The sequence below is a fragment of the Bacillus sp. FSL P4-0290 genome (assembly GCF_037975435.1).
In the GTDB taxonomy this organism is placed as follows: domain Bacteria; phylum Bacillota; class Bacilli; order Bacillales; family Bacillaceae; genus Bacillus; species Bacillus subtilis.
In genome coordinates this window covers 1,653,706-1,667,315 of sequence record NZ_CP150253.1, presented here as the reverse complement: position 1 = coordinate 1,667,315, position 13,610 = coordinate 1,653,706, and the positions used below count along the sequence as shown (strand labels likewise).

Below are 13,610 nucleotides of genomic sequence, written 5' to 3'. Positions count from 1 at the left end.
GTTTTCAGTTGAACCGCTGAAATGGCACCAGTTATACTAATTTAGATGACGGAGGTTTTGACTCCTGACATCACCTAAGTTGGGAGTGACCATAGACATGTTAAAAAAAGTAATAGGTATACTTGTGATTATCGCTATCATTTCAGTTGGTTTTTTTCAGAAAGAAGCTTGGCTTGATGCAATCAAAGCAGGAGGGATGTTTTCCGTTTTATTTAGTATGCTGCTGATTGCTGCCGATGTTTTTTTCCCAATAGTGCCGTTTGCTTTGATTGCTGCTTTAAATGGCGCAGTGTTCGGGACTGCAAATGGAATTTGGATTACACTGACCGGCTCAATGCTTGGTACAATATTGCTGTTTTTTCTCGCCAGGTACAGTTTTAGAGATTGGGCCAGAAAAAAAGTTCAGGCCTATCCTGCCATACAAAGCTACGAGGCTTCCTTCAACAAAAACGCTTTTACCGCTGTTTTATTAGGAAGGCTGATACCTGTCATACCTTCCCTTATAATGAATGTGATCTGCGGTCTGAGCCAGGTTCGCTGGCATGTTTTTTTCTTTGCTTCTTTAATAGGGAAAATCCCCAATATTATTGTTGTCACTATTGCAGGTGCCAATTTCACCAGCAATAAATTATTGTCTATCAGCATTTACGGTGCATATATTCTGATCATCATGCTGGTCATTTATAAAAAGTTCCCTCATCTTCTGAAGGTGCCAAAAAAATAAGGAGGCTTGTTGGCCCCCTTACTTTTTTTCTGTCGCATGGCCTCCAAATTCATTTCGAAGCGCAGCAACCACCTTTCCTGTAAACGTATCGTCTGTTAAAGAACGGTATCTCATCATTAGTGACATGGCGATGACCGGCGTTGCCGTCTGCAGATCAAGCGCGGTTTCCACCGTCCATTTTCCTTCACCTGAGGAATGCATAATGCCCTTGATCTGATCCAGTTTCGCATCCTTAGCGAAAGCTCGCTCAGTCAGTCCCATAAGCCAAGAACGAATGACAGAACCATGATTCCACACTCTGGCAACCTTCTCGTAGTCAAAATCAAATTGGCTGTTTTCAAGCACTTCGAATCCTTCACCAATCGCGGCCATCATTCCATACTCAATTCCATTATGGATCATTTTTAAAAAATGTCCGCTTCCCGCTTCACCAGCGTATAGATAACCATTTTCGACGGCAGTATCACGAAAAAGCGGTTCCACAATCTCCCATGCTTCATGATCGCCCCCCACCATAAAACAGGCTCCATGCCGTGCGCCTTCCATTCCGCCCGACGTTCCGGCATCGAGATAATGGATACCCGCTTCTTTCATTTGATTGTAGCGGCGAATTGATTCTTTATAATGAGAGTTTCCAGCTTCGATAATCATATCGCCTTTACTTAATAAAGGTGATACATCACGCAAAACAGCATCGACAATGCCATGCGGTACCATAACCCATAGGATACGCGGCGGGTCTAATAAAGAAATTAACTCTTTAAGATTCGTTGTCCCCTCAGCCCCGTATGCTTTCAGTTCATCAACAGCCGCTTGATTTACATCATATCCAACCGCTTGATAATTGCGGTCAATGAATTGCTTTCCTATGTTTATGCCCATTTTCCCTAAGCCGATTAATCCAATTTTCATATCTGTTCCTCCTGATTGTCTAAAAAGCCTTTACTCTTTATGTTCCCTTTGGATTGTATTGTGATACGCAGAAAACAAATGGGGCTTACATCGTCTGCGCATGTAAATTTTATTTTTCATGACTGACTGTGCCTGCCAGTTCTATTACTGAATCTCTTTATATCCATAATTATCACTTTATCCTTGATTTACCATCAGTTTAAGTTAAAATATGGGAAGGTATTCGATTTTTTTAGTAAAAAGAAGGTGACATGTTGCAGAATCAATCTCATACTCTTATCGGAGTTACGAAAACCGCTGTATTCTTTTTATACGCTGCACTTGCAATCATCGGTTTTGCAATCGGGTATTTTATTCCGCAGATTGCGAAATGGGCATTATCCCTCCCCTGGATCCCTCTTGAAGGACCACTTCGGCTCATTACCTCTTTTCAGGGATCTACAGCTTCATTTATCACTGCTCTTCTCGGTATGTGTGCGGGGATTTGGTTCGCTCATTCTGTTATTGCAATGCTGCTGTCTGTCAAAATTACAGATCACACAGTGGAATTCATCAAAGGAAAAAAAGTGCAAACAATTCATTCCGATGACATCGCTCTTGTATTTATGGATCACAAACGGCTTGTCCTCCTGGGAACAGCCGGATATGAATTGGTACGGGAAGAAATTGATGAAAAACCAGTAAACGTTGAGAAGGCCTTTAGACAGCATCATTACGAATGGGCAACAGATGGTGATCCGTTTAAAGATCAATTTCGCCGATGGATTCCTGATGCACCAGACCTATCGCAAGGCGCCCATGCCTTATTAAAAGCTCGTCACAAAGCGCTGCAGGACGAAGAAAAAGACGATATTGAAGAATTCCGTCTCGAACTGGCACAGCTGGGCATCGTTGTACGGGACGAAGGCACACGCCAATATTGGCGAAAAGCAGAAACCTATCCCCCGAAAATTCAGCTCGGCGAAGGATTGTAACAACAGAGGCTCAAGAAAGAGCCTCTTCTTTATTACTGCACAATAAACAGCACTCTGGTGCCGTCAGGATAGCTGCTCATTTGATTCCCTACCCACGAGCCGGCGCCGCGATTATCAGAAGGCGTCACATATCGGACATCAGCCCCTGCGCCGCCTTCCTCGCAGACCGCCATCGGCCACTCATCCCGGTCGTAGCCCGGCTTGGTCGGGATTCCCTTTAAAGATTCCTCTCGCCTTTTGTCTGCTCCATCTCTGTCAATGGTACAAATATCTGGATGTCCCTCTGCAATCGCATCTCTAATATGACTGCCGGTTTCCGGATAACGAGACAGCGGAAAATATAGCACTTTGTCATACGAAGATGCGCCTTGGATCTGTTGCGGAACCATTAAACAAAGAAGAACTGCAGCAGCAAGAAACAGGCCTGCCATCCATTTTTTCATTCCCATCCCCCCATACCTTTGTTCATTTCAATGTATGGGCGCTTGATGAAGATTATTTTTAACATTTGAAGTTCGTATGCTGCTTACAAAAGCCTGACTCCCCCGCGAGAAATTTCCCGGTACAGACACAGACAGCCTCCCGGTCACATACATTTACATATAGGCTTTTGCCTACATACTTTTGTGGAGGTGACGATGGTGACAGGTGTTTTCGCAGCGCTCGGCTTTGTTGTTAAAGAGCTTGTCTTTTTAGTATCTTACGTGAAAAACAATGCCTTTCCACAACCGCTCTCAAGCAGCGAGGAAAAAAAATACTTAGAGCTCATGGCTAAAGGGGATGAACATGCCAGAAACATGCTGATTGAGCATAATCTTCGCTTGGTCGCCCATATTGTGAAAAAATTTGAAAATACAGGTGAGGATGCAGAGGACTTAATCTCCATCGGAACGATCGGGCTGATAAAAGGAATTGAAAGCTATTCCGCTGGTAAAGGGACAAAGCTGGCGACGTATGCTGCGAGGTGTATTGAAAATGAGATTGTAATTACAAAAGGGGGGTGCATACACCCCTCTTTAATACGTTTCAATATATATGGTGTCAGAATCCACAATGGTAACTTCTTTCACGATAAAGTTAACAATTGTTTTTTTATCTTCAAGAGTTAAGTTATCTGCACCGATTGATTGAAAATAGTCGATGGCTCTTTTTAGAGCATTTTCACTTGAGCTCGTATCATCTAGGACTTTCATTTTTGACTGGATTTCGTTACACTTTTCAGTAAGCTGATTTTGCTTTTTTTGCAGTTCAATAATTTGTGCTTTGATTTCATCTATGTCTAAATCATCGTCATCGCTTAGGCTGATTAGCGTTAAAAGACGCTTGCGGCCTTTTTTTGTTTTCTCTATCTCTTTTTCAATAAGTTCTAATTCATCAGACAGGTGATTTGATTGTTCAGCCTCTTTAAAAGAAACATACTTTTGAGGATTTGTGATGAATTTAAAAATTTCACCCCATACATGCCGGTTCAATTTATTCTCAGACATTTCTTTTCCGCAGCCGCGGTCCTTTGCGCCAGAATAATTTTTCCGGCAAGTATATACATAGTAGTCTTTACCATGTGATTTTCTTTTCTTCCCTGTCATGGTATTTCCGCATTTTCCGCATCTAACCAAACCCGATAACAAGTAATTGTGAGGGCTGATACTCAAGTGTTTTCTTTTACTTTGACCTAAGAGTTCTTGAGCATAATCCCATTGTTCAGCTGGAACAATTGCTGGAATTGTCACAGTGATTTGTTCTTCTTCAGGCCTTATTTTAATTATAGATTTGTTCCCTGCCTGCTTTGAAACATAGGAACCCTCTGTATCATATTTATACTGTCTATGTTCACCCTTATAGGAAGAGTTCATTAATATTTGCCGAACAACCTGCCTGTGCCATACTTTGGCGCCTTTTTTTGTTTTAACCCCCATCTGAGTTAAATGTAGAGCAATACCATTTACTCTGCCGAAAAAAGGGCTTTTATGATCGGTGAAATAGTTAAAAATCATCCGAATGATTTTTGCTTCCTCTTCTAATATCTCAAGAGTTCTTTTCTCTTTAACAAATTTATAGCCATATAGTTTAGAATCTTTAATGATCATGCCTTTTTTCATTTTTTGAAGTCGGCCGCTTGATGTCCGTTCTTTGATTTTGGCTTTTTCAAATTCTGAGATTGCCCCGCGCATTGCGAAAAACAATTGACCTTCTGGAGAATTGGCGTATTCACCATTTACAAAAATCAAAGGTATGTTTCGCTTTCGCAATTCGTCATCAATGATTAGCTGATTCATTAATTTCCGAGAAAGACGGTCAGGATCGTAACAAATGACTTGACTTATAAGTCCCTTGCTTGCATCCTCCCTCAAGCGATTCAAAGCCGGACGTTCTAAAAGCTCTCCTGAAAATCCTTCATCTGCATACTTCAGCACATCTTTAGTCCCTGCTTTCTTTATACAGGCCTCGATTTGGCTGTCGATGCTCGATCCCTTGATCGCTTGTTCCTCGGTCGATACCCTTACATATATTGCTATCACCCTGAATCTCCTTCCTATAAAGTTTTATTAAATAATGATAGCAATCGTTAATGCATTTGTCAGCTTGCGGTCCCTCGATGATTATCACTTTCATAAAATGCATCACCCCTTGGGTAATGCTATGTAACAGCTGTTTGTCCAAATGAGGAGATTTTAAATTAAACTATAGTGTTATTAAACGTTTCAATGAATATGCAAAAAATTTAAAAAAAGTTGTTGTGACTTTTCTACACTCCTTTAGGTCCTCAATAGAAAAGATTTTATTTTCTATGCCTCAACATTCGCTTATTATAGTTTTCAATGATTTATTATTATTTGAGAGTACAATGGAGTAGTGTTTTTCATTGTTAGATAGTTAATGACATTTCACTGGTGTCAAGTTCGTATAGCTAGACATTAATAAAAAAAGGACACATATAAATATGCATCCTTTAACAAAAGAGTTTATTTATTTCCCTGTTTCAGCAAATTCCTTCAACCTATTCCCTATTTCATCACGAACTCTTTGGAAAAACGCCCATTTTTCTTCTTCTGTCCCTTGTGCTCTTGCCGGATCATCAAAACCCCAATGCTCACGTTTTACATGTGGAGGCGTCATCGGGCATTTATCAGCAGCATCTCCACAAAGCGTAACAACTAAATCAGCATTGTTCAGAATATCAGAATCGATTATATCTGACGTTTGATTAGAGATATCTATACCAACTTCCTTCATCGCTTTAACAGCATTCGGATTTAATCCATGTGCTTCTATCCCCGCGCTATACACTTTCCACTCATCACCTAAATATTGTTTAGCCCATCCTTCAGCCATTTGGCTCCGGCAAGAGTTCCCTGTACATAAAAAGTAAATGATTTTATTCTCCATATATTCCACCTCTACATCGAGTGACTTCCAAAGTATTTTCGTTGAAACCATAAAGCAACCTTAACAAGTGCTATCATGACTGGCACTTCTACAAGCGGACCAATTACGGCGGCAAATGCTGCACCCGAATGAATTCCAAATACACCAACAGCTACAGCAATCGCTAATTCAAAGTTATTGCTTCCTGCTGTAAAAGCTAAAGTAGTAGTTACAGCATAGTTTGCCCCGATTTTCTTCCCTAAAAAGAAGGAAACAAAGAACATTAAAACAAAGTAAATCAATAATGGAATCGCAACTCGGACAACATCTAACGGCAAGCTAACAATTACATCACCTTTTAAGGAAAACATGACGATAATTGTAAATAGCAAAGCAATTAACGTAATTGGACTAATCTTAGGAATGAACACTTTTTCATACCATTCTTTGCCCTTCACTTTTACAAAAATATAACGTGTCACCATTCCTGCAATAAAAGGAACTCCAAGGTAAATGAATACTGATTTTGCGACTTCTGCCATCGTAATATTCACTACTGCTCCTTCCATCCCTAACCATTGCGGAATAACTGTTACAAAAATGTAAGCATAAACTGAGAAAAAAAGCATTTGGAAAATTGAGTTGAAGGCAACTAATCCTGCCGCGTATTCCGTATCACCTTTTGATAAGTCATTCCAAACAATAACCATCGCAATACAGCGAGCTAATCCAATCATAATAAGCCCAATCATATACTCCGGTTTATCTGGCAAAAAGATGATAGCCAAAATAAACATGAGAGTCGGTCCGATGATCCAGTTTTGCACTAAAGATAAAATTAACACTTTAATATCTTTAAATACCCGTCCAATTTCTTCATATCGAACCTTTGCTAGTGGTGGATACATCATTAATACTAATCCAATAGCTAAAGGGATAGATGTAGTTCCTACTTGGAATTTGTTTAATCTACCAACAAAACTCGGAAATATAAAACCTAATCCTATCCCCAATGCCATCGCAAGAAAAATCCAGATGGTTAAATAACGGTCTAAAAAAGATAAACGTTTCATTACTTTATCCTCACCTTTTTTACTAACAGCAAGAGTTCGTTGTACTATCACTTGGTGGTGCTACACAACAAGAGGAAGAATCTTGTTTTTGAATCTCGCTATTCGATTTGGTATAGAAAAATTCCCACTCGTTTCCATCTGGATCAGTAATCCAAAATTTATCTTGGACTGCATAACAACAAGTCGTATCCATTTCCTCACGTGCAAAAAACCCTTCTTTTTCAAGCCTTTCCTTGTGTTTCAAAACTTCTTCCAAACTATCTACTTGGAATCCAAAATGATTCACTTGATTTCCCTTCACCTCATCTGCGACATTTAAAGTGAAGTTCAGTCCAGGAGTCTCTAATAAAAACTTTGCATAGTCTGTTTTTACTTTTACAGCCTTTACTCCAAAAACTTTTTCATAAAAACTGATCGAATTCTCTAAGTTGACAACGTTAATCCCTACATGAACATATTTCATTTTAATTCCCCCTCTTATCTATTAATCAAAAAAAATTGATTTAATGCCTAAATTTTTTTTAGCAACAATCTCCTTCACCTTTTTTTCTAAATACACAACAAAGCTCTTCTGATAATAAACCATTTACTTCCTCATCATTTAGATCATAATAACTCCATGTTCCCTTTGTCTCTTTCGTTATTAAGTTGGCATCCAATAAAATTTTTAGATGATAAGAAAGTTTAGATTGCGTCACCTCAAAAATCTCAGTCAGATCACAAACACAGGTTTTTCCCCTTTGACAAAGTTCATACATGATCTCTAATCGTTTCTGATCAGCAAGAGCCTTAAATTTTTGTTCATATTTCCGTAGCAGTTCTGATTTCGTCTCATCCATTCATATCGCCTTCTTTAATCAATTTTTTTTGATGTATTTATTATACTCATGATTTTTAAATTAATGCAAGCAAATAAATCAATTTATTTTGATTAATTGTAAAACCCGCTAAAAGCTTGTGTAACCAGATAGAGGTTTTCCATTTTTATTATTTCCTCCATCGCTACTTTGCTACTACAGCAACGGAGATCATAAACGCTAATTTCTAATTTCAAGAAAAAAACATTAAATAATTTTTGTGAATATGTAGAATCGATAATAATTCGAGATAATACGTATTTAGTCAGAGCACACAGATTTATCATCAATTAAAACCTTATGTGAAGATATAAGCCATTCAATCCATCCTTCCACATAAGGTTTTAAACAATTTAATCAGACCTTTTCTTTTTGAATAAGTTCTTCATTTTCATAAAAGGGCATTGTGACACTTGATTTTCATCATCTCGCAAGAAGTACTGTTTCCACTCCAGATTGTCTTTTTTTCCATACCATCCTAAATGCGGATGGATAGGTACTTCATCATATGCCTCAAGCCTTTTTCGAATTTGCTTACTCATATTTCGTCCAAATGCAGTAGTATCATTTAGATCCTCAAAAACCCATCTAGGCTGAAACGTCAACATAAAATAAGGAAAACTTCTGCTTTTTCTTTTGCTGTGAGCTGGTGTAGCACACAGAACAAAATATGGTTCTCCATTAAAACAGTATTCCCATTGAAAGTGCTCTGGATTTTCTGGTATATAATCTGGCCAATCAGCTGGATCTTCCATGCTCAATGAATTTAGAAACTGCCAAAACAACGATTCGTAATCCTCAATTTTGTAATCACTAAGCAAGTCTTCTGGTGTATGAAATATTATAGTTAATGATGCATACTTTCCTGTCTCTCGTGAAATAGTTCCATACCGAGTAAGCAACGGCGCTAATTCCTTCGCAGTTCTAGGATTCCTAGGATCACCGACAAAAGCAATCCGCAGCTGGTCGCTTAAAAATGCTACCCTTCCCGGTATACAAGGAAATTTATTTTCTTTATCGCCTATTTTTTCCGTTAAGTAGTTAAACGACTTCATTTGCCAATCAGGTAACGTTTCTTTAATTTTTTCAAGATCACTTTTGGCATATAACTCAGTCAAAAAATCCACCTCCAAAGGCATTTATCATAATGTATTGCGGGAGCAAGAAGGCGGTGAATGTCTAATTACTTTTTCATATATCCAAATGAATATTAATTAATTAATTGGTTAAGTTTTAGTGGGTAGGTAAGTAATTTTCTTATCAAGAAAAATCCAGAATCAGTTCTGCGTTTAGCTGTACATGCACACTCAGCCCTCAAAACGACTAACGCTGGACTTTCTGGATGTTTTCAATTTTAAACTATCACAAGAATGACCGAAATTCCCTGTTTTTTGATGCCAAGTCATGGTACTCCCAGGAGGGAATTTCATAACTCTCTAAAGCAAAAAGTTATTGCGGTCTCACCGAAAATTTAAATTGCGGTGCCCTATTTCCTTTTTCTGCGAACGAAAACTTGTTAATATTTACAGTACTAGTAGAGTTAAGGGAAGGGTGAATATCTTGATATCAATCACATCAGCTGAAGTGGGAATGAAGATTAATGAATGGCATAGGCATATTCAAAAATTCAACGTAACTGATGCTGAAATGTTAAAAGCTGAAATAGAACGTGATATAGAGGTTATGGAAGAAGATCAAGACTTGCTTATTTATTATCAACTAATGGCCTTTCGCCATAAAATTATGTTGGAATACACGCTGCCATCTGATGAAAACCGAATGGAACTTTCAGAATATTTAAATAAAATTGAGGGCCATAAGAAAAAATTAGACAATATGCGGGCATATTATTATAACTTCTTCCGCGGGATGTATGAGTTTAGAAACGGTGAATACACAAGAGCCATTACATATTACAAAAAAGCTGAACGCAAAATTCCTACAATCTCCGACAAGATTGAAAAAGCTGAGTTTTATTTTAAACTGTCTGAAGTCTATTATCATATGAAAATGACACACATTTCGATGCATTACGCTGAGCTTTCATACAACATTTATAAGAAACACGAGCTTTACTCTGTTCGTCGTATTCAGTGCCATTTTGTCATTGCCGGTAACTACGATGACCTTGAAAATCATGAAAAAGCTCTCCCCCACCTTCAAGAAGCTTTAAAAGGTGCCGAGCTGCTTAAAAGTAAAAATACTCATATCTATGCCACTGCGTTTTTCAATCTCGGCAATTGCTATCACAAAATGGACAACTTAAATAAGGCTGCTCGTTACATCGAACAAGCCTTGGTTCAATACAGAAAAATTAACTCTGACGTACTTCCGCAAGCTTATCATGACCTAGCGTTGATTTATTTTAAACAAGGCAAAAAAGAACAAGCAATGGATTGCTTCCGCAAAGGAATCAGAAGTGCTGTAGATTTTAAAGACGAACTATTTATGAACTTATTTGAAGCATTAGACGTTCTTTATATAAGAAATGGCGATACACCTAAACTTCTCAACATTTTTTCTCGTTTAGAGAACGGCAAAGGATACCCTTATCTGGAAGAGCTGGCATTGTTAGGAGGCAACCTTTTCGATTATAATGGAAAAATAGAGGATAGTATCATCTGTTTCAAGAAGATGGTATATGCTCAAAAGCAAATATCGAAAGGGGAATGCATGTATGAAATCTAAATTGTTTATCAGTTTATCCGCCGTTTTAATTGGACTTGCCTTTTTCGGATCTATGTATAATGGCGAAATGAAGGAAGCATCCCGGAATGTAACTCTCGCACCTACTCATGAATTCCTTGTTTAATTCGATAAACAACATTAGTTCTGATTCCCTTTAGCCGTTTCATAACGGCTTTTTCTTATTTCTAATACTGAAAAAATCTATCATACTTAAAGCTTTTGAGGTGAACATTTTGGACTTATTTGATGAATGCTTAGAAGCTCTAGGGAAAAACAAAGAAATCTTATCAGAAGAATTAACGGCAAAATATTATGAACTGCTTTCAAACAGTTTTCCCTTACATCTTGGGGACGAATCAAGTGGGAAGAAGTTTGTTGTCATCAATCTATAGATTACGAGGAAGAGATTTACGATTGGCTAGCTAAACACCATTTTAAAGATAGGAACATTATTATTCTTTGGGGTTACGGAGAACAGCCAGCATTAAAAACCAGTCTTGAGCATGCATTAAACGTAATTGATGATGTAACTGCCGTTGGATCGGATACTTTTATGTTTAGTGAATCTGGCTACGTTATCGAATTTTTTCATGATGGCGATGTTACAATTGGAAAGTCCCCTTTCATTGAAAGGATTAACAAATAGGTAAAATGACACAGATCGAATGATTCATTTCCACCATTTGATCCACATAACAGTTAGTTTCATCATTCTTCCATGGTAATATTTTGTTATGACGATTAAATGAAAGGATATGATCATGAAAGTATTTGAAGCCAAAACCTTGCTCACCGAGGCTGAAAAGCGAGCACAGGAATACAAAGATTTAAAAAGTAAAATGGTCAAATTAAAGAAAGCGTTCAAAGCTGTTGCAGATTTAGATGATAGCGAGTTTTCAGGCAAAGGCGCTAATAACATTAAATCATTTTATGAAGATCAAGCTGGCATTGCTGACCAATGGATTGATTTAATTGAGATGAAAATTTCTTTCTTAACGAGTATTCCTGGTTTTTTAGAAGATGCCAACTTATCAGATGCCTACATAGAAGAAACCTTTTTAGCGCATGAGCTTGCTAACGCCTACACCAAATCAAAATCCATTATGTCTGAACAGAAAAAAGCCATGAAAGATATATTAAATGATATCAACGATATACTGCCTTTGGATCTGTTCTCGACAGAAACTTTTAAAAATGAACTTTCGTCTGCCGAAAAGAAACGAAAAGAAGCCATTGAGAAAATGGATGAAGTTGACCAAAACTTAACATCAGAATACGGACTATCAGAAGCAAATGAACAAATGATTCAAGCTGATTATCAAGCTTTAATGAATGCGACAGCAAAAGGCAAAAGCGCCTCTCCTATTCACTATAATGCGAAGGCTTATAGAGACAGTGAGATTCACAAGATGACTGAGGATGTAAAGAAACAATCAACAGACTACATCTCTTTTAAGGACCAACAGGCGGAACAAAGAAGAATTGCAAAAGAACAAGAAGAACTGGCGAACAGACCATGGTATGAAAAGTCTTGGGATGCTGTTTGTAATTTTACAGGAGAGGTCTCTGGATATTATGATTATAAAAGAGCCGCTGATGGGGTTGATCCTGTTACCGGCGAAAAGCTAACTGCTGGACAACGGGTCGCTGCCGGTGCAATGGCTGCGGCAGGATACATCCCTATCGTAGGATGGGCAGGTAAATTAGCTAAAGGTGGAAAAGCTGTTTATTCAACAAGTAAAGCATTGTATAGAGCAGACAAAGCTCTCGATGTATATAAAACACCTAAGACATTCCATGCCCTTCAAAACTCCAGCAAAGGACTTTATGGACTTGCTTCTGCAAATGGTTTTAGTGAAGCTATAACAGGACGCGATATGTTCGGGAATAAAGTCTCCAAAGAGAGGCAAGAACAGAGCCTTAGTGGTGCAATGGCAATGTTGGTTCCTTTCGGAGCTCGCGGAATTAACAAAAAGCTTAATGCAAAATCAAGTTCTCGAGTTAGCGAAGCATCGACTAACACCAGCAAAAAACCTAAAGTTCCTAAAACGTACAAAAGACCAACTTATTTCCGTAAAGGCGTTAGAGATAAGGTTTGGGAAAATGCTAAGGATTCAACCGGATCTGTTAAAGACCCGTTAACAAAACAAGTAATGAAAAAAGATGAACCATGGGATATGGGTCATAAACCAGGTTATGAATTTAGAAAACATCAACAAAGTGCGATGGAAAGAAATATTAGTCGAAAGCAATTTTTAGATGAACATAATAATCCAGACCACTATCAACCCGAATTACCTTCCTCCAATAGGAGTCATAAAGGGGAAGATATGACGGATGATTACTTTGGAGATTAAGGAGAGATTGTCTAATGGGCGTAACACAAGAAAATAAAGTAATTGCTAGAACAGTTTTAGGAGCTTTTGGGGGGAAACCGAAGGTTACGAAATATTGGGATGATAACAAGAATAGCAGCATAGATATTTTATCGGTTAGTGACCAGCCTCAGGAAGGTATCACGTCATATTCAACTCTAGGTTTGTCGGATCATTCTATTAATTATGAGGTGAATGGCACTCCGTTGCGGATAGAAATCGTAGCTGCAATGGAGTCAGCTTCAGACATATATGCTAATGTTTTATCAACTTGTGCCTTTAATATAATCAACTCAAATTTCACTTGTGCACCAGGTGTTATTTTTAAAAATGTGATTAGTATGTATGATCAGGAAACCGACATGAAACATATTATGTTCGTTCCCCCATTTTTATGGGAGGAAGATTTAGAACTACTTGAATTTAGTAACAAAAATGTTACTTGGCTAATGGCTTTACCTATATCCGAAGGAGAATTGCAAGTAGCTGAAAAACACGGCTCAGATTATTTACAAGATCTTCTGGAATCAAAACAGATTGATATTTTTGATATAAAGAGAGAATCTGTTGTTTAATGACTTTAATAAAGAAGAGTCACTTTATAAGCCCCTCTCAATGAGAAGGGCTTATTTTATTTAATT

The 13,610-nt window shown here is 38.0% G+C and carries 15 protein-coding genes and 2 pseudogenes; 8 read left to right on the top strand and 9 right to left on the bottom strand.

Annotated features, from left to right (window positions below):
- Positions 1–97: 97 nt before the first annotated feature.
- The gene (locus tag MKY10_RS08860) at positions 98–724 is read left to right on the top strand and encodes a TVP38/TMEM64 family protein (RefSeq protein ID WP_015251671.1); all 627 of its coding nucleotides are present in this window, start codon (positions 98–100) and stop codon (positions 722–724) included.
- 18 nt (positions 725–742) lie between these two features.
- Here the strand turns inward: MKY10_RS08860 and gnd are convergent, their stop codons facing one another.
- Positions 743–1,636 carry a phosphogluconate dehydrogenase (NAD(+)-dependent, decarboxylating) gene (gene gnd / locus MKY10_RS08855; RefSeq protein WP_015251670.1) on the bottom strand — a complete coding sequence of 298 codons (894 nt, stop codon included), beginning with the start codon at positions 1,634–1,636 and terminating at the stop codon, positions 743–745.
- 251 nt (positions 1,637–1,887) lie between these two features.
- On the opposite strand from gnd, the gene MKY10_RS08850 reads away from it, so the two are divergent.
- Positions 1,888–2,610, top strand: a complete 723-nt coding sequence (locus tag MKY10_RS08850; RefSeq protein ID WP_010886572.1) for a hypothetical protein — start codon at positions 1,888–1,890, stop codon at positions 2,608–2,610.
- A 32-nt stretch (positions 2,611–2,642) separates the two neighbouring features.
- Here MKY10_RS08850 and nucB read toward each other — a convergent pair whose 3' ends face one another.
- The gene (nucB, locus tag MKY10_RS08845; RefSeq protein WP_009967785.1) at positions 2,643–3,053 is read right to left on the bottom strand and encodes a sporulation-specific Dnase NucB; all 411 of its coding nucleotides are present in this window, start codon (positions 3,051–3,053) and stop codon (positions 2,643–2,645) included.
- Positions 3,054–3,248: 195 nt separating this feature from the next.
- Between nucB and MKY10_RS08840 the strand changes: the two are divergent.
- Positions 3,249–3,596 (top strand): annotated as a pseudogene (locus MKY10_RS08840) (sigma-70 family RNA polymerase sigma factor); the annotation flags it as partial.
- 30 nt (positions 3,597–3,626) lie between these two features.
- On the opposite strand, the gene spoIVCA reads toward MKY10_RS08840, so the two are convergent.
- The 7 genes and pseudogenes from spoIVCA to MKY10_RS08805 form a co-directional block, all read right to left on the bottom strand.
- Positions 3,627–5,087 carry a site-specific DNA recombinase SpoIVCA gene (gene spoIVCA / locus MKY10_RS08835; protein ID WP_223257626.1) on the bottom strand — a complete coding sequence of 487 codons (1,461 nt, stop codon included), beginning with the start codon at positions 5,085–5,087 and terminating at the stop codon, positions 3,627–3,629.
- Positions 5,045–5,223 (bottom strand): annotated as a pseudogene (locus MKY10_RS08830) (hypothetical protein). The gene spoIVCA and the pseudogene MKY10_RS08830 overlap by 43 nt, the downstream one beginning before the upstream one ends.
- A gap of 354 nt (positions 5,224–5,577) precedes the next feature.
- A complete protein-coding gene (locus MKY10_RS08825; RefSeq protein ID WP_004398596.1) occupies positions 5,578–5,997 on the bottom strand; it encodes a thioredoxin-dependent arsenate reductase in 420 nt (139 codons plus the stop codon).
- An 11-nt stretch (positions 5,998–6,008) separates the two neighbouring features.
- A complete protein-coding gene (acr3, locus tag MKY10_RS08820; protein WP_032722149.1) occupies positions 6,009–7,049 on the bottom strand; it encodes an arsenite efflux transporter Acr3 in 1,041 nt (346 codons plus the stop codon).
- 22 nt (positions 7,050–7,071) lie between these two features.
- Positions 7,072–7,512, bottom strand: coding sequence for an ArsI/CadI family heavy metal resistance metalloenzyme (locus tag MKY10_RS08815; RefSeq protein WP_032722151.1), 441 nt, complete (start codon positions 7,510–7,512; stop codon positions 7,072–7,074).
- 58 nt (positions 7,513–7,570) lie between these two features.
- Positions 7,571–7,888, bottom strand: a complete 318-nt coding sequence (arsR, locus tag MKY10_RS08810; protein ID WP_029318103.1) for an arsenical resistance operon transcriptional regulator ArsR — start codon at positions 7,886–7,888, stop codon at positions 7,571–7,573.
- A 371-nt stretch (positions 7,889–8,259) separates the two neighbouring features.
- Positions 8,260–9,024, bottom strand: coding sequence for a YqcI/YcgG family protein (locus MKY10_RS08805; RefSeq protein ID WP_017696291.1), 765 nt, complete (start codon positions 9,022–9,024; stop codon positions 8,260–8,262).
- A gap of 442 nt (positions 9,025–9,466) precedes the next feature.
- Between MKY10_RS08805 and rapE the strand changes: the two genes are divergently transcribed.
- From rapE to yqcF, 5 genes are all read left to right on the top strand, one after another.
- A complete protein-coding gene (gene rapE, locus MKY10_RS08800) occupies positions 9,467–10,594 on the top strand; it encodes a response regulator aspartate phosphatase RapE (protein WP_004398842.1) in 1,128 nt (375 codons plus the stop codon).
- Positions 10,584–10,718 (top strand): phosphatase RapE inhibitor PhrE, encoded by a 135-nt coding sequence (gene phrE / locus MKY10_RS08795; RefSeq protein ID WP_004398770.1) that lies wholly within the window; start codon positions 10,584–10,586, stop codon positions 10,716–10,718. Before rapE ends, phrE begins: the two co-directional genes overlap by 11 nt.
- A 109-nt stretch (positions 10,719–10,827) precedes the next feature.
- Positions 10,828–10,986 (top strand): hypothetical protein, encoded by a 159-nt coding sequence (locus MKY10_RS08790; protein ID WP_003245945.1) that lies wholly within the window; start codon positions 10,828–10,830, stop codon positions 10,984–10,986.
- A 369-nt stretch (positions 10,987–11,355) separates the two neighbouring features.
- Entirely contained in the window at positions 11,356–12,951 is a 1,596-nt protein-coding gene (yqcG, locus tag MKY10_RS08785) for an LXG family T7SS effector endonuclease toxin YqcG (RefSeq protein WP_004399034.1), read from the top strand.
- 14 nt (positions 12,952–12,965) lie between these two features.
- Positions 12,966–13,544: a type VII secretion system immunity protein YqcF gene (gene yqcF / locus MKY10_RS08780; protein ID WP_009967790.1), complete on the top strand. Its 579-nt coding sequence runs from the start codon at positions 12,966–12,968 to the stop codon at positions 13,542–13,544.
- Positions 13,545–13,610: the final 66 nt, after the last annotated feature.

Excerpts from the sequence above, each read along its gene's own strand:
- gnd (WP_015251670.1), bottom strand. The coding sequence starts at position 1,636 with ATGAAAATTGGATTAATCGGCTTAGGGAAAATGGGCATAAACATAGGA.
- acr3 (WP_032722149.1), bottom strand. The coding sequence starts at position 7,049 with ATGAAACGTTTATCTTTTTTAGACCGTTATTTAACCATCTGGATTTTT.
- yqcG (WP_004399034.1), top strand. The coding sequence starts at position 11,356 with ATGAAAGTATTTGAAGCCAAAACCTTGCTCACCGAGGCTGAAAAGCGA.
- MKY10_RS08850 (WP_010886572.1), top strand. The coding sequence starts at position 1,888 with ATGTTGCAGAATCAATCTCATACTCTTATCGGAGTTACGAAAACCGCT.
- MKY10_RS08815 (WP_032722151.1), bottom strand. The coding sequence starts at position 7,512 with ATGAAATATGTTCATGTAGGGATTAACGTTGTCAACTTAGAGAATTCG.
- phrE (WP_004398770.1), top strand. The coding sequence starts at position 10,584 with ATGAAATCTAAATTGTTTATCAGTTTATCCGCCGTTTTAATTGGACTT.
- MKY10_RS08825 (WP_004398596.1), bottom strand. The coding sequence starts at position 5,997 with ATGGAGAATAAAATCATTTACTTTTTATGTACAGGGAACTCTTGCCGG.
- MKY10_RS08860 (WP_015251671.1), top strand. The coding sequence starts at position 98 with ATGTTAAAAAAAGTAATAGGTATACTTGTGATTATCGCTATCATTTCA.
- nucB (WP_009967785.1), bottom strand. The coding sequence starts at position 3,053 with ATGAAAAAATGGATGGCAGGCCTGTTTCTTGCTGCTGCAGTTCTTCTT.
- yqcF (WP_009967790.1), top strand. The coding sequence starts at position 12,966 with ATGGGCGTAACACAAGAAAATAAAGTAATTGCTAGAACAGTTTTAGGA.
- arsR (WP_029318103.1), bottom strand. The coding sequence starts at position 7,888 with ATGGATGAGACGAAATCAGAACTGCTACGGAAATATGAACAAAAATTT.